Consider the following 22,786-nt stretch of genomic DNA (forward strand, 5'->3'; position numbering starts at 1 on the left):
CCCTGAGCCTGTCGAAGGGACCGGGACCCCAGCCACTCCGCCCGGAGCCTTCGACAAGCTCAGCCACCGGGCCCCCGCGAACGCGAGGTCCCTGAGCCTGTCGAAGGGACCGGGACCCCAGCCGCTCCGCCCGGAGCCTTCGACAAGCTCAGCCACCGAGCTGACGCCCTGACGAGTTCAGCCACCGGGCTCGCGCCCACCCCGCCCCCGACGAGAAAGACACCGCCGTGCCCCTGGCCGACATGCCCGAACTGCTCGCCGCGCACCGCGCGGTCGGGGCCTTCAACTTCATCACCCTCGAGGTGGCCGAGGCGATCGTCGCCGGGGCCGAGGCTGCCGACACCGGCGTCATCCTGCAGCTTTCGCAGAACGCCATCGCGTTCCACGGGGGTCTCGCCCCCGCCGGCTCCGCGGCCCTTCGTCTCGCCGAGGCCGCGCGCGTGCCCGTCGCGGTGCACCTCGACCACGCGACCGAGGAGGCGCTCGTCGACGAGGCGTTGGCCGTCGGCATCCGCTCGGTCATGTTCGACGCCTCCCAGCTGACGGATGCCGAGAACCTCGAGCGCACGGCGGCCGTCGCCGCACGCGTGCACGCCGCCGGAGCCTGGATCGAGGCTGAGCTCGGTGAGATCGGCGGCAAGGGCGCCCACGCACCCGGCGTGCGCACCGACGTCGACGAGGCGGTGCGCTTCGTCAGCGCCACGGGTGTCGACGCGCTGGCCGTCGCCGTCGGAAGCGAGCACGCCATGCGCGAGCGCAGCGCCCGACTCGACGAGCACCTCATCGCGGAGCTCGCCGCAGCGCTGCCGGTGCCGCTCGTGCTGCACGGGTCGAGCGGAGTCGCCGACGCGGGCATCGACGGAGCCGTTCGCGCGGGCATGCGCAAGATCAACATCGGCACGCACCTGAACACCGTGTTGACCGCGTCGGTGCGCGAGGAGCTCAAGCGGGACCCGGATGCCATCGACCCCCGCCGGTGGCTCGCACCGGGCCGCGCGGCGGTGGCCGCGGAGGTGCGCCGGTTGATCGACGTGATCTCGGGGCGCGCCGCGGCCGGCCACGCCGCATCCGGAATCGTCGCAGGGGGAGCGGGCGCGTGACCGGCATCGTCACCCTCACCGCCGCCGGGGCGATCGACGCCACCTACCGCATCGCCACCCTGCGCCGCGGGGCGTTCACCCGCGCCGAGAGCTACACGCGGGAGGTGAGCGGCAAGGGCGTCAACGTCTCGGCAGCCCTCGCCGCGGGCGGCGCCGACACCGCGGCGGTGGTCGTGCTCGGCGCCGACGACGTGCGCTTCGCCCGATGCGGTCTCACCGCCCCCCTGCTGCGCATCGTCGAGGTGCCGGGCGCAACGCGCGTGAACACCTCGATCATCGACGCCGCCGGCGCCACCACCAAGGTCAACGCGCCCACCCCGCCGCTGTCGCCGGAGGCCTGGGATGCCGCCATCTCGGCGCTGGGCGCGGAGCTCGCCGCGCGCACCGATCCGTGGCTCGTCGTCTCGGGCAGTCTGCCGGAACTCGCCGAAACCGGTGCCCTGGTGGACCTCGCCGACGTCCGCGCGGTGGCACGGCAGCACGGGGCGCGTATCGCGGTGGACACGAGTGGAGCGGCCCTCGACGCGCTGCTCACCGACCCCGCCGGCATCGACCTGCTGACCCCCAATGCCGAGGAGCTGTCGGCCGCGGTGGGGCGACCCCTCGGCTCGCTCGGCGACGTCGCCACGGCCGCGCGCGAGATCGTGTCGCGTGGAGTGACGACCGTGCTGGCCAGCCTCGGTGCCGACGGTCTCATCGCCGTCACCGCCGACCGAGCGGTCTTCGCACGCGCCGAGGCTCCCTTCGTCGCCAACACCGCCGGGGCGGGGGATGCGGCCCTCGCGGGATTCCTCCTCGGCCTCACGCGCGAACCCGCCGCGAGCGCTGATCCCCTGACCGTGGCCGCCGCCTCGGCCGCCGAGTGGGGGGCGCACGCCGTCGCTCACGCGTCGACGATCGTCGCGGGGCCGCCGGTCGGCATCCGGGCCCTGGTCGAGACGACTCCCGACCTCTCGCGCGTGCTGACCGACGAGGGGGAGGCGTGAGCGGCGTCGAGTCCGGCAGCGCGGGCGGGCGTGACGCCGCCGGTCCGCGCCCCCGCCGACCGCTCACCTCGAAGGACGACGCATGACCCTGACAGCGACCGAGATCGCCCCCGAGATCGCCGCGGCCGTCTCCGACGTCGAGCGCATCCGCACCCGCGCGATCGACCGCGTCGCCTATGCCAACGACGCCTCTCACTACCTCCTCACTCCGGATGCCGTGGTGATCGCCGCCGACGCCCTCGAGGTGGGCGCGATCCTGCGGGGGGCCACGGCATCCGGTACCCCCGTCACGTTCCGCTCGGGCGGGACGAGCCTGTCGGGGCAGTCGTCGGGGGCGGGGCTGCTCGTCGACGTGCGACAGGGGTTCGGTCGGGTCGACGTGCTTGACGGAGGCCGCCGCGTGCGGTCGCAGCCCGGTGCGACGGTGCGCCAGGTGAACGCGCGACTGCTGCGTCACGGGCACCGTCTCGGGCCCGATCCGGCGAGCGAGGCCGCCTGCACCATCGGCGGGGTCGTGGCGAACAACTCCAGCGGAATGGCGTGCGGGACGGTGGAGAACTCGTACCGCACCCTCGAGGGACTTGTGCTCGTGTTGGCATCCGGGACCGTCGTCGACACGGCCGCGCCCGACGCCGACGCGCTGCTGCGCGCGCGCGAGCCCGCCCTCGTCGAGGGGCTGATGCGCCTGCGCGAGCGGGTCGTCACGAACGCCGCGAGCGTCGCGCTCATCGAGCGGCAGTTCGCGATGAAGAACACCATGGGGTACGCCCTCAACGCGTTCCTCGACTTCGACACTCCCGCGGCCCTGCTCGCGCATCTCGTCGTCGGGTCGGAGGGTACCCTCGCGTTCGTCGCCGAGGCGACCTTCCGCACGGTGCCGATCCGCCCTGCGATCGCGACCACGCTTGCGGTGTTCCCCACGTTGGACGCCGCGACGCGCTCCCTTCCCGCGCTGGTCGCGACCGGGGCCGCGACGCTCGAGCTGATGGATGCCACCTCGTTGCGCGTCGGCCAGCGTCTGGCCGGCACTCCCGCCGCCATCCACGGTTTCGAGGCGACGACGCAGGCGGCGCTGCTCGTGGAGTATCACGCGGACGACGCTCTCGTGCTCCGGGAGCTCGCGGCGGCGGGCGCACGGGTGCTGGCGGACGAGAACCTGCGGGAGACCGCGCGGTTCTCGAGCGACCCCGCCGAGCGCGCCGCCGCGTGGACCTTCCGCAAGGGCCTCTACGCCTCGGTCGCCGGCGCCCGTCCCTCGGGCACCACGGCGCTGCTCGAAGACGTCGTCGTGCCGGTCGAGCGCCTCGCCGACACGTGCGAGGGACTGCAGGAGCTGTTCGCGCGATTCGGCTACGCCGACAGCGTGATCTTCGGCCACGCCAAAGACGGCAACATCCACTTCATGCTCACCGACCGGTTCGAGGGGGCGAGGGCCCTCGGGCGTTTCGAAGGCTTCACCGACGCGATGGTCGACCTCGTGCTCGAGGCCGGGGGCAACCTCAAGGCCGAGCACGGCACGGGCCGCGCGGTGGCCCCGTACGTGCGGCAACAGTACGGCGACGAGTTGTACGAGGTGATGGTCGAGCTCAAGCGGCTGCTGGATCCGAGCGGCATCCTGAATCCCGGGGTGATCATCGACGACGACCCCGGGGCGCACATGCGCCACCTGAAGGCGCCGGTGTCGATCGAGCCCGAGGCCGACCGGTGCGTCGAGTGCGGATACTGCGAGCCGGTGTGCCCGAGCCGGTCGCTCACCCTCACCCCCCGGCAGCGGATCGTCGTGCGGCGCGCCTCGGTTGCCGCCCGGGAGCGTGGCGACGGAGCCCTCGTCGCCGAGCTGGAGAAGGACTACGACTACGACGCCGTGCAGACCTGCGCCGTCGACGGCATGTGCCAGACGGCGTGCCCCGTGCTCATCAACACCGGGACGCTGATGAAACGCTTCCGTCGAGAGGATGCCAACCCGGTACTGGCCGCGGGATGGTCGGCCGCGGCGACCGGGTGGGGCGCGGTGACGCGGGCGGGGTCGGCGGCGCTCTCCGTGGCTGCGGCGGTTCCCATGCCCGTCGTGCGGACGGTGACGGATGCCGCCCGCGCGGTACTCGGCACCGACACTGTGCCGCGGTACTCGGCGGAGCTGCCGTCGGGTGGGGCTTCGCGCCGGTCGCTGGGGTCCGTCGTCGGGGCCTCGGGGGTGGAGCCGATCGCGGTGTTCCTGCCAGCGTGCGTGGGCAGTATGTTCGGCGCGGCCTCCGTCGACGGGATCGGGGCGACCGCGGCGTTCGTGCGACTGCTCGAGCGCGCTGGGGTATCGGCGGTGGTGCCCGACGGCATCGATGCGCTGTGCTGCGGCACGCCCTGGTCGTCGAAGGGCTACGCGAAGGGCCACGCCACGATGACGGCGCGCGTGCGTGCCGCCGTGCGCACGGCCTCGCGTGATGGTGCGTTGCCGATCGTGTGCGACGCGTCGAGCTGCACCGAGGGATTCGCGGCGACGCTGCGGGAGGAGGGCGTGGAGGTCGTGGATGCCGTGGCCTTCGCGGCATCCACGCTTCTTCCGGTACTGAGTCCCACGCCGGTGGCGGAGCTGCTGGCCCTGCATCCGACGTGCTCGTCGAAGCAGTTGGGCATCGACCCGGCGCTGCGGGCCGTCGGCGAAGCCGTGGCATCCGAGGTGCGCGTCCCCGACGCGTGGGGCTGCTGCGCCTACGCGGGTGACCGCGGGATGCTGCACCCCGAGCTGACCGAGGCCGCGACCGCCCCCGAGGCGGCCGAGGTCGAGGGCTGGGGCGCCGACGCGCACGCCTCATGCAATCGCACGTGCGAGCTGGGCATGACGAAGGCGACGGGGGAGTCCTACGTGCACGTGCTGGAGCTGCTGGAGCGGGCGACGCGGTGAGGGGACGCGTCCTCACGGGCGCGTCCCCGTCGCACGTCGGCGTCGCCGGTCACCGGGAAACGAAGACGGCCACCATCGCCACCAGGGCCGCGCCGAGCGAGAGCCACAGAAGCCACCGATGCCACCGCCGGGGCTTTCCGGGCGGGTTGCCGACGGGCTGCGTGGCGAGACCGAGTTCTGCGCGGATCTCATTGGCGCGGATCTGCAAACGATCCTGAAACTCCGCGTGCCCGAGGCCACCCCCGGGCACGCGGAGAGCGTTCGCGATCGAGGACTCGACCTGCTGCTCGAGATCGCCGAGTTCGCGGCGAAGACGGTCCTCGCGGCGGAGCAGGTTGGAATCGTCCATGATGCCTCTTCGACGGTGACCGACGGCCGCACGGCCCATCTGAAATTCAGTGTCGAGGTCGAGTTCGGGGTTGCCTAGAGCTATACAAACGGAGGGGGTCCGTGGTGCGAAACCGATCCGCTTGGCTCCATTCGGAGCGGCGAAAATGCACGGTGCGGGAATAGATCGCAAGGGGTGGTGGCCAGCGATGCGCCGCTGCCAGCATTCGGTCGTGGCAGAGGGACTCAGGCGATGGCGGGCGCGAGGGCGCCTGAACCGATGAGCGCCGTCTGGGAGGCTCTCGCCGCGCTCGTCGACCCGATCCTGGCGTTCCTGGGCCGGGGGAAGGACGACCGCGACGCGGAATCTCCCCCAGAAGATCCTCCGCCGGCCTAGGACGTGGTGGCGGGAACGCTTCAGTCACTGAACCCCGGTGACGGCTTCGTCGATGCCGGCGATCACAGCCCCGACCTCTCCCGCGCGACCGCGGTCGTTATCCGCTTGCAGTGGGCACCGCGGCGCGGAGCCACGCCCCCGCTGCGCAGCCCGGCGGTGGCCGCTATCGAATTCCCGGCGGCTGCCACGATCACATCTGACGTCGTGAAGCGGAACAGGTCTGTCAGTATGGCGTCATGTCCGGCACGTCCAAGGTCACCCCTGTACTCGCCGTATTCGCTTTGACGGCTTCGGCGTTGGCCGGCTGCACGGCGGCAGCGCCGACGGCAGTTCAGTCGTCCACGGCATCCGTTCCCACGGCTGTCGCCGAGCCGGTGACGGGAGCGACACCGGCGCCGCAATCGGCCGATCCGGAGACCTGCTCGGGCATGTCGGAGGTCTACGGCTCCACGAGGGGTCCTTATCTGGAGCGGCGGGGGACGCTGCGGGATCTCGGCGCACGTGAGTTCGCGCGGGGCGAGGTGACTTTCGATGAGGACGGCACCCTCGTGACCTACACCGTTGAGCCTGGCGACGTGGAGGCGGTGATCGCCGAACGGTTCTGCGCGTACCCGACCCTCGGCTCGATGAACCACGTGCGCACGATCCAGCCGGAGCAGGTGCTCTGGCTGACCCCCGACCCCGGCACTCCTTGGGTGCCGTACTTCGGACCCGATGACGCGCCCGCCGGATTCGAACAGATTCCGTACCAGCAGGCGATCGAGTCAGCGGGAAAGGCAGTCGATGCCGGTGACGTGGACACCGTGCAAGCCGTCTGGAACGACACCCTCAGAGGCATGTTCGTGAATCCGAACACCATCGACGCGGTCCAGAAGGTCGTCGACTCCGGCGATCTCGACGCGCTCCGTCAGCTCTTCTCCTGACGCTGCCGGTGTAGCGCTGTTCCACCGGTGGATGGCTCGGCCAATCGGGACCTGCACCCGCTGGAGGCGTTGGTGAAGGCGACCCGCTGAGGGGACGCGCCTGAGCGGACGCGTCCCCTTTCATCGCTCACTGCGAGGCGGGCAGGTCCGCGGCGCCGTCGCGGTCGGCATCCAGGGTGCTGTTGTCGATCACGAAGCGGAAGCGGATGTCGTTGGCGACCATCTCGTCGAAGGCCTCGTTGACCTGCTGCACGGGGATGACCTTCACCTCGGCGGCGATTCCGTGCTCGGCGGCGAAGTCGAGCACCTCCTGCGTCTCGGCGATGCTGCCGATGAGCGAACCGGCGATCGTGATGCGGTTCATCGACACGAAGCCGAAGTCGATGCCCTCCTCGTGGATCGGCTCGAGCATGCCGACCGTCACCAGCGCACCGTCGTGGCGGATGAGCGAGAGGTAGGGCTTCATGTCGAACGGCGTCGGGATGGTCGACAGCACGAAATCGATGCTCGAAGCGTGCGCCTCTACGGCATCCTCGTCGGTCATGTCGAGCACCTCGTCGGCCCCGAGGGCCCGGACGGCATCGGCCTTGTCGGGACTGGTGGTCAGCGCGATCACGCGGTCAGCGCCGCGGGCCTTCGCCAACTGCACGGCGAGGTGGCCGAGTCCGCCGAGACCGGCGACGGCGACGACGCTGCCGGGACCGATGTTCCAGTGCGCCAGCGGCGACCACGTCGTGACCCCCGCACACAGCAGCGGAGCCGCCTGCTCGAGCGGGATGGCGTCGGGGATGCGCAGCACGAAGTGCTCGTTGACGACGATCTCGTCGGAGTATCCCCCGAGGGTGACGTCTCCGGTGTCGGGATCCTGACCGTTGTAGGTGAAGATCGCGGGCGGGTTCTGGTACTGCTCCTCGCTCACGCCGCGCTGCGACTCGTCGCCCCAGTACACGAGGCAGCCGACGCCCACGCGGTCACCGACGGCGTAGCGGGTCACCTCGGAACCCACCTCGGCCACGGTGCCGGCGATCTCGTGGCCCGGGAGGCAGGGCCACAGCGTCGCCAGGGCGCCGCCGAACTCGTCGCGGGCCTGGTGCACGTCGGAGTGGCAGACGCCGCAGTAGGCGATGTCGATGCGCACGTCTTCAGGGCCCACCTCGCGGCGGTCGAAGGCGAAGGGCGCGAGGGGGGTGTTCTTGTCGGGGGTGGCGTAGCCGATGTTGCGGGACATGGTCTTCCTCAGGTCAGGACGAGTGCGTCCCAGAACGGTAGGAAAGGCTCCTCACGAGAGACGGCCCCTGGTGTTTTCGAGGGATGCCGGTATCATTCGCGACCGGCAGGGGTGGTGGCGAGGGGGCGCCCACGATCATTCATGAGCGAGCCGTGATCGCGCCCTTCCTCCGGTGGAGCGTGCGGCGGTAGCGGCCCGCAGCGCTGGCGGTCTCGCGCGGAGTGCGCACGGACAGCGGACGTGAGCGGCCGTCGGCGTGATGCCGGCGGCCGCTCAGGCGGAGCGAGCGATCAGGCGCAGCGGGCGAGGTAATGCCGCACGTCGGCGCGGGTGAGCGTCTTCAGCGCGGCGAGGTCGTGGTGAGCGCGCAGGTAGGCACGGGCGGCGGTGGTGGCCTTCGCGAGTGTCAGGGTGGACCGGTCGAGGCAGGGGGCGGAGTCGAGCGGATTCGCTCGCGGGGTGCGCAGGTCTGCGTCGATACCGGTGACGGCGTCGTCGATGCTGGTGATCACGATGGTCTCAGCGCCGTCCATGGTGGGGCTGTTGCGCCACCACTGCGCCATCCCGCCGTCTCCGTCGGAGCCGAAGCCGACGATGTAGGTGTCCAGGTTGGGTGTGGGGTCCAAGCCTCGGATGGTGTAGTCACCGTTCTCGTCCGTCATGGTATCGGTGTAGCCGACGAACTCTTGATAGGCCCCCACCGGGACGGGAGCACCGTCGTCGGTCTTGACGTGGCCGCTGATCGTCGCGCCCAGCGGCAGCACATATGCGGGGAGGACCAACGTCTCGCCCGCGGCTACCGTGAAGGCGGTCCCCGGATCGTACCTGCTCGTCGCCCCGAGGTTGCGGGGCACGTGCACGCCGTCTTCGACCTGTGCGGCGACGACGTAGCTCAGATCGGGGATGACGTCGGCGGTGAAGGTGCCGTCGGTGGTGGTCGTTGCGATGACGGTCGGTGTCTCCGAGCTCACCGTGGGCGGGAAGAGGTACACCTCTGTCCCTGCGGTCGGAGGGTAATCCGGAGGCCCCTCGAGGAGCACGTGACCGGAGATGGTGCCGGTCGCCTCCGGCGTGGCGGCGTGGGCGGGGACAGCAACCCCGGAACCCGCGATCAGGACGGCCGCCGCAGCGACGATCGAATTTCGGACGGTAGCGCGTGAAAACAACGACATGACGATCCCCCAGCGGGAGCACGGTGCTCCCATCGGTTTTGACCCTAGGGGAGCGATGTCGTCGACGGCTACGTGCTGTGGATTCGGCTGCGAGACAAAGGTCGGGTGTACCGGTCATGACTCGCGTCGCGCGTCCGTGGGTCCTTATCTGCGGCGGTCGAGGGGTGGATATCGACGCGGATATGGTGACATTCGTGAGCACTTCTTTCTCTCGCGTCGCACAGGCGGCGGCTGCACTCGCTCTCACGGCCATAACCGCGCTGGGGGTGACAGCATGTGTGCCGGCATCCAGCCCGACACAAGAGACAGAGGTGTCGGCCGCGCCGTCCCCGGCCACCTCCCCTTCGCTCAGCCCCTCAACCTCCGCCAGTGCTGACGATCGCCTGACCGCTCCCGCTTCTGCCCGCGTATCGGCGACGTGCGAGAACATCATGGACCCGTCGTCGAATGTGACGGTGGCTCCGCTGGTGCTGCCCGAAGGGGCAGTCCAGCTCCCGCCGATGCCCGTCCTGGCACAGGGGGCGAATTGCATTGCCGGACAAGATTCCGACAACTTCTACGACTGGTCGCCAGCTTCACGGGCGGACTGGGACGCCTTGGTCGCTGAGTTCACCGCCGACGGCGCCTGGTTCACAGAGGACGGCCCGCATGGAACCTATCTGACGTACAAGATCGACGGCCGCTACCGCCAGACATTCCTCTTCACCGGCGACGCGGTGATCCTCGCACCGACCAAAGCCGCGACGGACGCCGTCATCGGCCCGCCGCTCGCCTGACCTCCTCACGCGGCGCCGGGTATCGGCGCCCCATCGTGTGTTGACCTTCTCGGCGAGACAGGCAAGCCGTGGAACCCATGGGTCCTCACCGGATAGTCGTAGGGATTTTTGGCGGATCAGCGCGGACACGTCGCGGTCGGACGTGGGGCGAAACCGATCGGTTTCGCACCGCTCATGATCACGCGCGTGACGCGCATCGAGAAGCCCGTCGACTCGCGGACGCGATCGATGCAAAACCCCGTTGCGAAACCCGGGACCGTGCATAACGGGTCCCGACCCTTTCGCATCGGTTGTTCTTATCTCGGCGGCGCGTTGCCCTGGGGGAGCCGTGGCGCCATGTCTAGAAGGCGGGGCCTCCGGCCCGAGGGCGCGCGGACTGGGACGTCCTCCCGTTCCGAAAGGCCGCCCGTGGCTCCGCCGTCGGGGTCAGGCAGGCACCAACCGCAACGCCCCCGACGCCGTCACCTCCACCCGCACGGCATCCAACCCGTCCACCACGAGGTCCGCGGTCAGATCCTCCTCGGCCGTCGTGCCGGTCAGAGCGATCACCGAGCACCCGGCCGCACGAGCCGCGGCGATACCGGCGGGGGCGTCCTCGACGACGAGGCAGCGGGTCGGGTCGACGCCCAAGCGGGACGCGGCCAGTAGAAACGGCTCCGGGTGGGGTTTGCCCTGCACGACGTCGTCCACGGTGACGAACACGTCGGGACGCTCGTACCCCGACGCGGCGAGGCGGGCGGTCGCGATCGGCACGGAGCCCGAGGTGACGATGGCCCGCCGCTCGGCCGGCACCGAGGCGAAGAACGTGTCGGCTCCGCGGATGGGGAGCAGCCCGACGGCATCCGTCACCTCGAGGTCGGTGACGTGGGCGAGCGCCTCGGCGTGACGGTCGGGGGGCAGCAGGTGACCGACGAGCGTGCGCGCGGGCTGCCCGTGGTTGGCGTGCAGGGCCTCCATCGACACGTCGAAGTGCTCGGCGAAACGGCGCCATGACCGCACGACGGATGCCGTGGAGTCCACCAGCGTGCCGTCGAGGTCGAAGAGCACGGCGTCGAATTCGCGCGTGAAGATCTCGGAATCCGCGTCGACCGGCCGCCGAATCCCCAGCGCCGGCAGGACGCGGGCCAGCTGCTGCGCCGTCGACAGTTCGGCGTCGACGGCGGTCACGGGGATCGAGGGGGCCACGGGGGCGGTGTCGGGCCGGTGCGCGTCGCGAGAGGCGCCGCGTGAGGAGCGGCGGGATGCCAGTACGGCGGGGTCTCCGTCGACGTGCACGACGTGCGGCTCGGCGGGGGAGAGAGCCTCACGCAGGGCGTCCCACTCGGGGCCGCCGGTCAGCTCGGTGGTGAACGGCGCCACGACCACCACGCGACCCGCGGTGGAGAGTGCGTCGGCGGCGGTGGCGCGGAGGGCGGCGTAGCGCCCGGCGCGGATCGCGGGGGCGTGCGGCGAGGTGAGCCAGTGGTCGCCGAGGACGCCGTCGGGCAGGGCGTCGAGCAGGGGCGTGGTCACGCTGTCGAGGTCGATGAGAGGCGCCCGCAGGCGCTCGGCGATCGCCCGACCGAGCGTGCTCTTGCCGCTGCCGGCGGTGCCGGCGACGACGACGGCGAGGAATTCGGGCATTTGACACGGCGTCGGCATACCCCCACCATAGACGTAGCAAGTCACCGGTGTCATGCTTGGAATTCCGGGGCTCGAAGAAGTTTCGGAGAGGACGGCCGCTCGTGCGAGACACCGGTGACATGACCCAGGCCGCCGCGCGCACTCCGCTCGCTGCGTCCACCGGCCTTCACGCCGGGCTCGACCTCGGCAGCACCGCGATCAAGATGCTCGTCATCGACGACGACGGCACCGAGATCGCGGGTGCCCAGGTGCCCACCCCGTGGCGCGTGGGCACCGGCGGAACGACTGACATCGACGCCGCCGATCTGCTCGCCTCGATCCGCACGCTGATCGGTCTGGTGGATGCCGAGCTGGAACCGCAGACGATGGCGCCGCTGACCTCGCTCGCCGTCGCCGGCATGGGCGAGACCGGCATCCTGATCGACGCCGACGGTGCCGCCGCGGGCCCGGGCTTCGCCTGGTTCGACCCGCGCGGACTCGAGCAGATCGCGGCGTTCCCTCCGCAGGTGCGCGAGGAGTTCGCCGGTCGCACCGGCCTGCCCCTCGGCGCCCAGGTGAGCGTCGCCAAGCTCGCGTGGCTGCGCGACCAGGGAATCGACCTCGCCGGTCTCCGCTGGCTCGACCTGCCCGAGTTCGTCGTCGCGGCCCTCGGCGGCGATGTCGCGCTCGAGCTCTCGCTGGCATCCCGCACCGGGCTGATCGACCAGGACTCCGGCGCCGCGTGGCCGGCCATGCTCGACGCGCTCGGCGTCGACGACACTTTGCTCCCGCCGCTGCGCGGGGGCGGACTGCCCTGGGGTGTGGCATCCGATGCGTTCGGGCCGCGCGTCGCGGGCGCCGCCCTCACCGTCGCCGGCCACGACCATCTCGTCGCCGCCCAAGCCAACGGGACCATGGATGCCGACAGCTACCACGTCTCCCTCGGCACCGCCGAGGTGCTGCTGCGGGTGCTTGACGCGCCACTCGGTTTCGCCGCCCGCCGGCGTCTGGCCGACGCGCTCATCAACGAGGTGCGCCACGTCGTGCCCGGAAAACACGTGCTCGTCGCCGGGGTGAAGACCGGGCTGCTGCTGCGCCGTGCCCTGCACGCGGCGGGGATCAGCGACCGTGCCGGCCGCGACGCGCTGGATGCCGCCGTGATGGCGCTGCCCTTCGAGGGCGAGCTGCCCGCCGGTGCCATCGAGGTCACCGGCGCCCGCAACGACGACGGGGTGCTGCGCCTGACCCTGCACACCGAAGCTTCGCCGGCCGAGATCTTCGGCGCGGTGCTGCGGCACAGCAACGACGAGGTCGCCGCCCTCATCGCCGCGATGGACCGAGAAGTCGCGCCCGCGACCCGCTCCACCCTCACCGGCGGATGGGCGGGCATGGCGAGCGTCCGCCGCGCCCGCGCCGAGGTGCTGCCCGATCCCTCCCTGTCCACCCGCGAGCAGGACGTCGCGTACGGCGCGGCCGACATGGCGCGGCGCCTGGTCTCGGCATTCGTCCCCTCCTGACCCCAGACCCCGCTCGCGCCAGCCGAGCGAACAGACCCCAGAGAAGAGAGATCATGAACGAACTCACCACGATCGAGCGCCGCGCGCTCCAGTCGATCAGCACCCCCGACGGCCACATGCTCATCGTCGCCGCCGACCAGCGCAACGGCATGAAGGCCGCCATCAAGGACGCCCCCAGCGGCTCCGACGCCATCTCGCGCGAGGAGCTCGCCGCGGTGAAGGCCGACCTCGTGCGCCACCTCGCCAACCACGCCCCCGCGATCCTGCTCGACCCCGAGGTCGCGCTGCCGCAGATCGTCGACGACGGCGTGCTCGACCGCGACACCGCCCTCGTCGTGGGTCTCGACGCCTCGGGTGCCGAGACGGTCGACGGCCTCAAGTACACGCGGTACGTTCCCGGAGCGACGCCGCACTCCATCCGCGAACAGGGTGCCGACGTCGCAAAGATGCTCTGGTACACCCGCCCCGACAAGCAGGATGCCGATTCTCGCGTCGCCCACGAGATCCGCGACCTCGTCGCCGCCTGCGAGGCCGAGGGCCTGCTGCTCATCGTCGAGCTGCTCACCTACCAGCTCGAAGGCGAGAGCGACGAGGAGTACAAGGCGAAGTTCGCCGACCTCGTCGTCGACGGCGCCGCCCTCGCCGTCGCGTGCGGCTCGAAGGTCCTGAAGCTGCAGTACCCGGGCTCCGCCGAGGCCAGCGCCCGCGTGACCGAGGTCGCCCAGGGCGTGCCGTGGGCCGTGCTGTCGGCCGGTGTCGACCACGAGACCTTCATCGAGCAGGTGCGCACCGCCGTCGCGAACGGCGCGTCGGGCGCGATGGCCGGCCGGTCGCTGTGGAAGGACAGCCTCTCGATCGACGCCGACCGCCGCGAGGAGCTTCTCTCGGGCCGCGCCCTGCCTCGCCTGCGCGAGCTCGCCGACGCCGTCGACGGCCGCTGAGATGAGCTCGACCGCCCGGCACCGGGTGCGTCCATGACCGCGTCCGGCGTCCGTCGGTGCGTGTCGCCGCGGGTGCACGCGGGGGACGGATGCCACGGTGCCGGGCGGGAGGGCTCACCTCTCTCCCGGTGGGGAGCGGTGCCGGCCCTCGCCGCCCCGGCGCGAGTCGATCGTGACCGGCCGATAAAGTTGCACGTCGAAGCCGCCACTCGCCCACATCCCGGAGGTGCCTCGTGACGACGATGCGCGATGTCGCCCTGCGCGCGGGTGTCAGCACCAAGACCGTCTCGCGGGTCTTCAACGACGACCCCCACGTGCTGCCCGACACCCGGGCGATCGTTGAGGCCGCGATGCGCGAACTCAACTACGTGCCCAACGCCCTGGCGACCACGTTCCGTGCGGGTCGCGCCTCCGTCATCGGCGTGGCAGTGCCCGACGTGGTCGACCCCTTCTTCGCCGCGATCGCCCGCAGCGTCGAAGACACCGCGCGGCGCCACGGCCTGTCCACCCTCGTCACGAGCCTCGGCGAGAACCCCGCCGACGAGCGGGCAGCCCTCGAATCGCTCCTCGGTCGCCAGCTCACCGGGCTCGTCATCGCCCCCGTCGGCACCGACCACTCGTGGCTCGAACGGTGGCGCGGGCACACCCCCATCGTCTTCGTCGACCGCGCGCCGGCGGGGCTGGTGACCGACACGTTCACCGAGAACGACGAGGCCGGCGCCCACCTCGCCACCGCCCACCTGCTCTCGCACGGACACCGTCGCATCGCCTACCTCGGCGACATGGTCCACCTCTCCACCGAGACCAAGCGCGTCGAGGGATGGCGTCGAGCCTTACGCGAGGCCGGGGTCGAGGTCGACGAGCGATTGGTGGCCTCGCAGGTGTCCGACCGCGAGTCCGCGGCATCCGCTCTCGAAAGACTCCGCGCGCTCGACGCGCCGCCCACCGCGATCTTCTCGGCGAACGCCCGCTCGTCGATGGCGCTGGCGCACGTGTTGCGCGGCAACCCGCTGCCGTTCGTCGGCTTCGGCGACTTCCCCATGGCCGACACGCTCAGCCCCGCCGTCACCGTGATCGACCAGGACCCCCGCCGCATCGGCGCGCTCGCCGCCGAGCGGGTGTTCGCGCGGCTCGAGCCCGACGCCGGTCTCGGGCTCGACGAGGTCACGGTCATCGACGTGTCGCTGGTCGAGCGGGAGTCCTGCCGCGTCTGACCGGGCTCCCTCTCGGCGAGGTGGCTGAGCTCGTCGAAGTCTCCGGGGTCATCGTGGGCTCCGGTCGCTTCGACGGGCTCAGGGACCTCTGTTCCGACGCACATCGTCCCGGCCGAGGCAAGAGCATGCGCGCGATCAGGTGCGCCGGATAGAACGGAGGAACCAGCCGCCACCGCTCCCGAGAAGAGGGCTCCGATGACGACCTTCCTACGTGTTCTGCGCCGCACCGACGCTCAAGCCGGGGTGACGGCATGAGGCTCACCGACACCAGCGACCTGTGGTGGAAGACCGCGGTCTTCTACAACCTCGACGTCAAGACGTACCTGGATACCGACGGCGACGGCGTGGGCGACCTGCGCGGTCTCGCGCAGCGGCTCGACCACCTCGCGGAACTCGGCGTGACCTGCCTGTGGCTCGCCCCGTTCTACCCCTCGCCGCAGCGCGACAACGGATACGACATCGAGGACTACTACGGCGTCGACCCCCGATACGGCTCGCTGGGCGACATGGTGGAGGTGCTGCGCACCGCGCACGATCGCGGCATGCGGGTGATCGTCGACCTCGTCGTCAACCACACCTCCGACCAGCATCCCTGGTTCAAGGAAGCCCGGACGAGCCCCGACAGCCGCTACCGGCACTTCTATCAGTGGCGCGACGACGTTCCGGCCGACGCTCCCGAGAGCATGTTCCCCGACGTCGAAGACGGTGTCTGGTTCTTCGACGAGACGGCGGGTCAGTACTACAAGCACTCGTTCTACCGGCACCAGCCCGACCTCGCCACCGACCACCCCGAGGTGCGGGAGGAGATCGCCAAGGCCATCGGCTTCTGGCTGGAGCTCGGCATCGACGGGTTCCGGGTGGATGCCGTGCCGTTCGTCATCGACGGTGACGACGGCCCCGAGCACGAGTACCTTCGGGAGTTGCGCGGCTACGTCTCGCGACGCAGCGGCCACGCGATGATGCTCGGCGAGGTCAACCTGCCGTACGACGAGCAGATGCGGTTCTTCGGCGACGCCGACGGTGACGAGCTGACGATGCAGTTCGACTTCGTCGCCAACCAGCGTCTCTACCTCGCCCTCGCGAGACAGGATGCCGCGCCCTTGCGCGAGGCGATCGAGTCGCGGCCCGAGATCGCGCGCGGCAACCAGTGGGGCAACTTCGTGCGCAATCACGACGAGTTGACCCTCGACCAGCTCAGCCCGGCCGAGCGCGACGAGGTCTTCGCCGCCTTCGCTCCGGAGAAGGGCCAGCGCATCCATGGGCGCGGCATCACCCGGCGCCTGCCGTCGATGCTCGAGGGCGACCCGCGCCGCATCCGCATGGTCTACAGCCTCATGTTCTCGCTGCCGGGATCGCCGGTGCTGTACTACGGCGAAGAGATCGGCATGGGGGAGAACCCCGCGATCGAGGGCAGCAGGGCGGCGGTGCGCACCCCCATGCAGTGGACCGGCGCCGATGACGCCGGCTTCTCGCCCGCCGACGAGCTCATCGCCGACATCGTGCCCGGAGGCTTCGGCCCGCAGCACGTCAACGTGGCGCAGCAGCGACACGATCCCGACTCCATGCTCCGCTTCGTGCAGAACCTCGTGCGGCACTATCGCGCCTCGCCCGAGATCGGGTGGGGGGAACTCGGCATCCTGGATCAACCGCACACGTGCGTGCTCGCGCATTCGGTGACGAGCGAGCTCGGCATGCTCGTGGCGGCGCACAACTTCGCACCCGACGGTCGCACGTTCCGCCTCGAGATCGAGGGGGCGGATGCCGAAGGCTGGAGCGTCGTGAACCTCCTCGACGACGACTCCGGCGCGGAGACGCTCGAGCGCGGCGGCTTCGACGTGTCGCTCGACGGGTACGGGCACCGCTGGTGGCGGGTGATCCGGCCGGGGGAGAGGCGGATCGCCTGACTGGAGTGTCGCTTCCGCTCGACGTCGACGCCCACCTCACCCGACAGCTCACGGGAGTTCGCGCATGATCCGATCCATCGCCGTCGGCACCGCGGTCGTCGCGGGCACGGTTCTCGCGGCCCATACCGCGCTCGCGGCCTACGTCGCCCGTCGACTCGTCGCGCCGCGCGCACCGAAGGTGTTCGCGCCGGTGTTCATCGAGGGCGACACGGTGTCGGTGCCGGTCGTCGACGACAGTCGGGAGCCCGGCGTCTACGGACTGCGGTTCGACGACGGATTGCACCTGCCCGTCGGTGACGTCGTGCGGGTCGACCGCGACCGCGTGATCCGCAGGATCCTCGTGCGGCCGCAGGGGCTCGCCGACGGCGAGGCGACGGCCGCGTGGACGTCGCAGAACATCGGCGCTCCCGAGGACGTCGGCCCCACCCGCCACGTCGCCGTTGCCCTTCGCCGCGGCGGCACCGCCGAGGCGTGGGAGATCGGTGATCGCGAACGAGCGGCCGGTCGCTGGACGATCCACGTGCACGGTCTGCGCTCGAGTCGCAACGGCGCCCTGCGTTCGGCGCCGGCGACGACGGATGCCGGGTGGATGTCGCTGGTGGTGTCGTACGCGGGCGACGAGGAGTGCGCACCCGCCGACGCCCTGCCCTCGAGCCTCGGCACGCGCGAGTGGCGCGACGTCGACGACGCGATCGCCTATGCGGTCGCGAGCGGTGCGCGCGAGATCGTGCTGGTGGCGTGGTCGATGGGTGGCACGATCGCCATGCTCGCGCTCGAGCAGTCCCCGCATCGCGAGGCGATCGTGGGACTGGTCCTCGTCGCCCCGGCGCTCGACTGGCCGCGGGTCGTCGACAACGCCGTCGTGAGCGCCCACCTGCCGCGCACGGTCGCGGCGGCGTCGATGCGCGTGCTCGGCAGCCGCCTCGGTGCGCGGGCCCTCGGCCTCGTCGAGGCGGTCGACGCGCACGCCCTGACGTGGGTGGGGGATTCGCGGCCCGGGCCCGGGGTGCCGACGCTCATCGTGCACAGCCGCGTCGACCCCGTCGTGCCCTTCTCGGGATCGGCGGCGTTCGTCGAACGGCATCCGGATGCCGAGCTCGTGGCCTTCGACGCCACAGGTCACTGCAACGAGGCGAACCAGGAGCCGGAGCGCTTCCACGACACGATCGCCGGCTGGCTGGGCGACCGCCGATGGGTCGGGGATCGCGCGGGTGCCGGTGGCTTCGACGGGCTCAGCCACCTGGGTTCGCATGGTGGTCGCTGCGTCGTCGAAGATCCCTGAGCCTGTCGGAGGTCCCTGAGCCTGTCGGAGGTCCCTGAGCCTGTCGGAGGTCCCTGAGCCTGTCGGACGTCCCTGAGCCTGTCCGGAGGTCCCTGAGCCTGTCGAAGGGGCCGGGCCCCTGACAGGGCCGGCGCTCAGGCGCCGAGGACGCCCGCGATCGCCCCGCGCGCCCCGCGCTCGGCCAGCGCCGCGCGCGCGGCGAGGAACGCCTCGCGCAGGCGTGAGTTCTTCCCCAGGTCTCCGAACACGGGCGCGTAGTCGAGCAGCGACGCCGGGTCGTCTACTACGATTGCGCGCAGCTCGTCCAGACGGCTGTCGACCGCGGGTGTCGGCTCGCCCGACTCGGTATGTCCCTCGAGGAAGACGCTCCACCCCGCGAGGACGAGGGCGGCGTGATCGATGCGCCCGCCGTTCGCGAGTTGTTCGCGCACGACCGGCAACAGGAACTTCGGCAGCCGGTCGGAGCCGTCGACGACCTGGCGGGCGAGGGTGTCGCGGATGGCCTCGCTGCCGAACCGCTCGATGAGCTGGTCGCAGTACGCGTCGAGGTCGATACCCGGCACCGGCCGCAGAGTGGGGATCGCTTCGTGGTGCATGTACCCCTGCAGGAACGACACGAACAGCGGATCGGTGCACACCTCGTGCACGTACTCGGCACCCGAGAGGATTCCGAGGTAGCTCATGGCCTGGTGCGAGGCGTTGAGCAGGCGCAGTTTCATCAGCTCGTACGGTTCGACATCGGCGACGAGTTGCACGCCCACCTCGTCGAACGGGGGCCGACCCGCGGGGAAGGCGTCTTCGAGCACCCACTGCTCGAACGATTCCGAGCGCACGGGCCAGCGATCCCGGATGCCGAACTCTTCGGCGATCGCCGCTCGGGTCTCGTCGGTGGTGACCGGGGTGATGCGGTCGACCATGGAATTCGGGAACGAGACGTTCTCGGCGATCCAGACGGCGAGCTCGGGGTCGCGGCGCTCGGAGAAGCCGAGCAGGGCGGCGCGGGCGACATGGCCGTTGCCCTGGATGTTGTCGCAGGACATGACGGTGAAGGCGGGGATGCCGGCATCCCGGCGCCGACGGAGGGCCTCGGTCAGCAGACCCATGACGCTGCGCGGGGGAGCCGAGCCGTCGAGGTCGGCCAGGGTGAGTTCGTCGCGCGGGGCGTAGGCGCCGGTGGCGTCGTCGATCCCGTAGCCGCCTTCGGTGATGGTGAGCGAGACGATCGTGGTGTCGGGGTCGGCGAGTTTGACGATGACGGCCTGGGGGTCGTCGGGGGCGAAGAGGTACTGGACGATCGACCCGACCACGCGGGCTGTGGAGGAGCCCTCGGGGGCGGTGGTGACGAGCGTGTAGAGGTCGTCCTGCGCGGCGAGGGCATCGCGCATCGGCGCGTCGAACGACAGCACGCCGACACCGCACAGGCCCCACTCGGTGTGCCCGGCCTCGAGCAGGCGGTCGAGGTACATCGCCTCGTGCGCGCGGTGGAACCCGCCGACGCCGAAGTGCACGATCCGCGAGCGCACGGCGGAACGGTCGTAGCTCGGCACGGACACGGCGCCCGCGAGCGTGGGGAGGGCGGCGGCGGTGAGGTCGGTCATGCGGAGCTCCGGTGGGTCGAATCGGGCGCGAGGGGTCGTTTTCTGTCGCCTCATGGGCTGCCCGGCGACATTTCTTGACCCCTCACGCGGAGGAAGGTGGGGGCTGATGCGGGGACGTCGGGCATGGGCGCGGGGTTTCGGGGTCCGGGGTTCTTGCGTGAGGGGTCAGTTTCTGTCGCTTCGGGGGCCGCAAGGCGACAGATCTTGACCCCTCACGCGGGCTGAGGGGGTCTTGCGCGAGCGCGGAGCGCCGAGTCGCGGACGCCCTGAACCGGGTGAGGCGGAGGGGTGGATGCCGGGACCCTGGCGTGTGTGCGGGGTCCCGGCATCCGTGGTTTCAGCAGGAGGACTTGTAGACGGCGTCGGCGCCGTCGGTGGTGATGTTGTCCTTGGTGAGGATGGTGAACCCGGTCTGGATCTTCTCCTCGGTGGCTTCGCCCTTGAGGGCGGCGATGGCCTGCTTGACGCCGTCGGAGCCGATGGTGGCGGGTTCCTGGGCGACGAGGGCCTGGACGGTGCCGGCTTCGAGGGCTTTGACCTGGGCGGGGCCGGCGTCGAAGCCGACGATGGTGACCTGTCCCTGCTTGCCGGCCTGCTGGACGCCGGTGGCGGATCCTTCGGCGGCGAAGAGGTTGGCGGCGAAGATGCCGACGATGTCGGGGTCCTTCTGCAGGGCGGCGGTGACGATCTCAGCGGCGGTGGAGGGTTCGTTGTGGGAGTACTGCACCCCGACGGATTCGAACTTGGTGTCCTTCGCGACGGCGTCTTCGAAGCCCTGCGCGCGGGCGTCGGTGGTGGAGACGCCGGGGTCGGTGGACACGACGAGGACCTTGCCGCCGTTGGGGTTGGCTTTCTGGATGGCTTCGAACGCGGCGGCTCCGCCGCCTTCGTTGTCGGAGGAGATCTGCGACACCGCACCGGAGGGGTCTTCCAGGGTGGTGTCGACGAGGACGACCTTGATCCCCGCAGCCTCGGCCGCGGCGATGGGGGCCTGCATGGCCGAGACGTCGGTGGGGGCGATGAGCAGCGCGTCGGGCTGGGAGGCGACGACGGCGTCGACGATGGGCTTCTGCAGGGTGGGGTCGAACTTCTCCGGGCCCTGGGTGGTGACCGTGGCGCCTTCTTTTTCGGCTTCGGCTTCGATGCCGCACTGCATGGAGATGTAGAACTCATCTCCGGCGACGCCCTGCACGAACGCGATCTTGTACCCATCCTCGGCGCCGCCCGAGGCGCCGCCGGAGGCCGCGCCGCCGGAGCAGCCCGCGAGGGTCAGGGTTGCTGCCATGCCGAAGACCGTCAGTGCGGTCGCCTTGTTGTTCCACTTCATTGTGATCACCGTTCTTGTGTGTCGGGTTCTGGGTAAGGGGTGGAGGAATGGATGCCGCCGCGGCTCAGCCGCGCCGACCTCCGCTGAGGAATTTGCGCCAAAGGCCCTGGCTGTTGCCGCGGGTCGCGGCGGTACGGCGCACCTGATCGACGTAGACCGCGGTGATGAGGACAGCGCCGACGGCGACCTGCTGCCAGAAGGGCTGCACGCCGGTGATGACGAAGCCGTTCTGCAGCACCGCCGGGATGAACAGGCCGACGACCGTGCCCATGATGGTTCCGACGCCACCGAAGAGCGAGGTGCCACCGATGACGACCGCGGCGATGACGTTCAGGTTCGTCTGGGTCTGTCCGGCGATCGCGGTGGTGGAGAACTGCGAGAGCGACAGGATGCCACCGAGCCCGGCCAGAGCACCCGAGATCGTGTAGATCTTGATGAGCTGCGCGTCGACTTTCACGCCGACGCGGCGGGCCGCGATCTCGCTCGATCCGACGGCCAGCGTGTAGAGCCCGAAGCGCGTGTAGTGCAGCACGATCGCGCCGATGACGACGACGACCAGCGCGATGACGCTGATGATCGGCACCGAGCCGAAGACGTTGCCGTACCCGATCGAGACGGTCAGCACGGTGGGCACGTCGCGGACGTCGACGCCGCCGGTGAGGATCTGCGCGAGACCGAGGGCCATGCCGAGCGAACCGAGCGTCACGATGAGCGGCGGGATCTTCGCCTTGGCGATGAGGAAGCCGTTCAACAGCCCCCAGCACACGCCGCTCAGGATCGAGACGATGATGCCGACGATGGCCACGCCCCAGCCTTCGCCACCCATCGCCCGCATGACGAGCGCGGCGACGACGCCGGAGAAGACGAGGACGGAGCCCACCGACAGGTCGATGCCGGCGGTGATGATCACGTAGGTCATGCCGACCGCGAGGACGGCGAGGATCGAGGCGTTCTGGATGATCAGCCGGAAGTTCGACCACTGGGCGAACGACTCGGGGGCGAGGATGCTGAACACGATGATGATCGCCAGCAGTACCAGCAGGATCTGGAACGCCTGGGTGCGCAGCACGGCGACGAACGGGTTGGTCTTCTTGTTGTCGTCGAAGGTGCCGATGGCGACGGTCTCGGTGGGGGGGGTCGTGGTGCTCATTTGGAGTCGTCCTTCGTGACGGCGCCGGTCATGAGTCCGACGAGTTCTTCCATGGAGGTGTTCTTGGCGTCGATGTTCGCCACGCGAGTTCCCAGGCGCAGCACCTGGATGCGGTCGCAGACCTCCATCACGTGCGGCATCGAGTGCGAGATCAGCACGACGGCGATGCCCTTGTCCCGCACCCGGCGGATCGTTTCGAGCACGTTCTTGGTCTGACGCACCCCGAGGGCGGCGGTGGGTTCGTCGAGGAAGACGAGGCGTCCGGCCCAGTGCACGGCGCGGGCGATCGCGATCGCCTGCCGCTGCCCACCCGACATCTCCCCCACCGGGGAGGTCAGCGAGCGCACGGTCGCACCGAGCTCATCGAACGCGGCGCGGGAGGCGACGGCCATGTCCTTGGTCTTCATGAACCCCAACGCCCCCGCCAGGCCCGGGCGGCGGAT

The 22,786-nt window shown here is 70.6% G+C and carries 18 protein-coding genes; 10 read left to right on the forward strand and 8 right to left on the reverse strand.

Features of this window, described 5'->3' with window-relative positions:
* Window positions 1-227 precede the first annotated feature (227 nt).
* The 3 genes from ACTJJP_RS17240 to ACTJJP_RS17250 all read left to right on the forward strand — a co-directional run bounded on the left by ACTJJP_RS17240 (window position 228) and on the right by ACTJJP_RS17250 (window position 4,985).
* A complete protein-coding gene (locus ACTJJP_RS17240) occupies window positions 228-1,100 on the forward strand; it encodes a class II fructose-bisphosphate aldolase (RefSeq protein WP_440776215.1) in 873 nt (290 codons plus the stop codon).
* The gene (locus tag ACTJJP_RS17245; RefSeq protein WP_440776216.1) at window positions 1,097-2,086 is read left to right on the forward strand and encodes a 1-phosphofructokinase family hexose kinase; all 990 of its coding nucleotides are present in this window, start codon (window positions 1,097-1,099) and stop codon (window positions 2,084-2,086) included. The genes ACTJJP_RS17240 and ACTJJP_RS17245 overlap by 4 nt, the downstream gene beginning before the upstream one ends.
* An 82-nt stretch (window positions 2,087-2,168) precedes the next feature.
* Window positions 2,169-4,985: an FAD-binding and (Fe-S)-binding domain-containing protein gene (locus ACTJJP_RS17250; protein ID WP_440776217.1), complete on the forward strand. Its 2,817-nt coding sequence runs from the start codon at window positions 2,169-2,171 to the stop codon at window positions 4,983-4,985.
* A gap of 49 nt (window positions 4,986-5,034) precedes the next feature.
* Here ACTJJP_RS17250 and ACTJJP_RS17255 read toward each other — a convergent pair whose 3' ends face one another.
* Entirely contained in the window at window positions 5,035-5,334 is a 300-nt protein-coding gene (locus ACTJJP_RS17255; protein ID WP_440776218.1) for a hypothetical protein, read from the reverse strand.
* 923 nt (window positions 5,335-6,257) lie between these two features.
* Here ACTJJP_RS17255 and ACTJJP_RS17260 point away from each other — a divergent pair.
* Entirely contained in the window at window positions 6,258-6,632 is a 375-nt protein-coding gene (locus ACTJJP_RS17260) for a hypothetical protein (protein ID WP_440776219.1), read from the forward strand.
* Window positions 6,633-6,759: 127 nt separating this feature from the next.
* Here ACTJJP_RS17260 and ACTJJP_RS17265 read toward each other — a convergent pair whose 3' ends face one another.
* Complete coding sequence (locus ACTJJP_RS17265; RefSeq protein WP_440776220.1) at window positions 6,760-7,860, reverse strand: NAD(P)-dependent alcohol dehydrogenase; 1,101 nt, start codon at window positions 7,858-7,860, stop codon at window positions 6,760-6,762.
* A 290-nt stretch (window positions 7,861-8,150) separates the two neighbouring features.
* Window positions 8,151-9,032 carry a carboxypeptidase-like regulatory domain-containing protein gene (locus ACTJJP_RS17270; protein ID WP_440776221.1) on the reverse strand — a complete coding sequence of 294 codons (882 nt, stop codon included), beginning with the start codon at window positions 9,030-9,032 and terminating at the stop codon, window positions 8,151-8,153.
* A 194-nt stretch (window positions 9,033-9,226) separates the two neighbouring features.
* Between ACTJJP_RS17270 and ACTJJP_RS17275 the strand changes: the two genes are divergently transcribed.
* Entirely contained in the window at window positions 9,227-9,808 is a 582-nt protein-coding gene (locus tag ACTJJP_RS17275) for a hypothetical protein (protein ID WP_440776222.1), read from the forward strand.
* Between the two features lie 426 nt (window positions 9,809-10,234).
* Here ACTJJP_RS17275 and ACTJJP_RS17280 read toward each other — a convergent pair whose 3' ends face one another.
* Complete coding sequence (locus ACTJJP_RS17280) at window positions 10,235-11,431, reverse strand: HAD-IA family hydrolase (RefSeq protein WP_440776223.1); 1,197 nt, start codon at window positions 11,429-11,431, stop codon at window positions 10,235-10,237.
* Window positions 11,432-11,550: 119 nt separating this feature from the next.
* Between ACTJJP_RS17280 and ACTJJP_RS17285 the strand changes: the two genes are divergently transcribed.
* The 5 genes from ACTJJP_RS17285 (at window position 11,551) to ACTJJP_RS17305 (ending at window position 18,268) form a co-directional block, all read left to right on the forward strand.
* Entirely contained in the window at window positions 11,551-12,927 is a 1,377-nt protein-coding gene (locus ACTJJP_RS17285) for an FGGY family carbohydrate kinase (protein ID WP_440776224.1), read from the forward strand.
* Window positions 12,928-12,980: 53 nt separating this feature from the next.
* The gene (locus ACTJJP_RS17290; RefSeq protein WP_440776225.1) at window positions 12,981-13,868 is read left to right on the forward strand and encodes a hypothetical protein; all 888 of its coding nucleotides are present in this window, start codon (window positions 12,981-12,983) and stop codon (window positions 13,866-13,868) included.
* 242 nt (window positions 13,869-14,110) lie between these two features.
* On the forward strand, window positions 14,111-15,082 hold the full coding sequence (locus ACTJJP_RS17295; protein ID WP_440776232.1) for a LacI family DNA-binding transcriptional regulator: 972 nt from the start codon (window positions 14,111-14,113) through the stop codon (window positions 15,080-15,082).
* A 251-nt stretch (window positions 15,083-15,333) separates the two neighbouring features.
* Window positions 15,334-16,986 carry an alpha-amylase family protein gene (locus tag ACTJJP_RS17300; RefSeq protein WP_440776226.1) on the forward strand — a complete coding sequence of 551 codons (1,653 nt, stop codon included), beginning with the start codon at window positions 15,334-15,336 and terminating at the stop codon, window positions 16,984-16,986.
* Between the two features lie 64 nt (window positions 16,987-17,050).
* Window positions 17,051-18,268 carry an alpha/beta hydrolase family protein gene (locus tag ACTJJP_RS17305; RefSeq protein WP_440776227.1) on the forward strand — a complete coding sequence of 406 codons (1,218 nt, stop codon included), beginning with the start codon at window positions 17,051-17,053 and terminating at the stop codon, window positions 18,266-18,268.
* Between the two features lie 134 nt (window positions 18,269-18,402).
* On the opposite strand, the gene ACTJJP_RS17310 is transcribed toward ACTJJP_RS17305, so the two are convergent.
* From ACTJJP_RS17310 to ACTJJP_RS17325, 4 genes are all read right to left on the reverse strand, one after another.
* A complete protein-coding gene (locus ACTJJP_RS17310; RefSeq protein ID WP_440776228.1) occupies window positions 18,403-19,866 on the reverse strand; it encodes a mannitol dehydrogenase family protein in 1,464 nt (487 codons plus the stop codon).
* A 337-nt stretch (window positions 19,867-20,203) separates the two neighbouring features.
* The gene (locus ACTJJP_RS17315) at window positions 20,204-21,193 is read right to left on the reverse strand and encodes an ABC transporter substrate-binding protein (RefSeq protein ID WP_440776229.1); all 990 of its coding nucleotides are present in this window, start codon (window positions 21,191-21,193) and stop codon (window positions 20,204-20,206) included.
* A 64-nt stretch (window positions 21,194-21,257) separates the two neighbouring features.
* Window positions 21,258-22,343 carry an ABC transporter permease gene (locus tag ACTJJP_RS17320; protein WP_440776230.1) on the reverse strand — a complete coding sequence of 362 codons (1,086 nt, stop codon included), beginning with the start codon at window positions 22,341-22,343 and terminating at the stop codon, window positions 21,258-21,260.
* The coding region (locus ACTJJP_RS17325; RefSeq protein WP_440776231.1) for an ATP-binding cassette domain-containing protein at window positions 22,340-22,786 on the reverse strand (447 nt) is incomplete at its 5' end. The genes ACTJJP_RS17320 and ACTJJP_RS17325, both read right to left, overlap by 4 nt.

Origin of the sequence: Microbacterium sp. 22296 (assembly GCF_052045385.1) — a bacterium.
Lineage (GTDB): Bacteria > Actinomycetota > Actinomycetes > Actinomycetales > Microbacteriaceae > Microbacterium.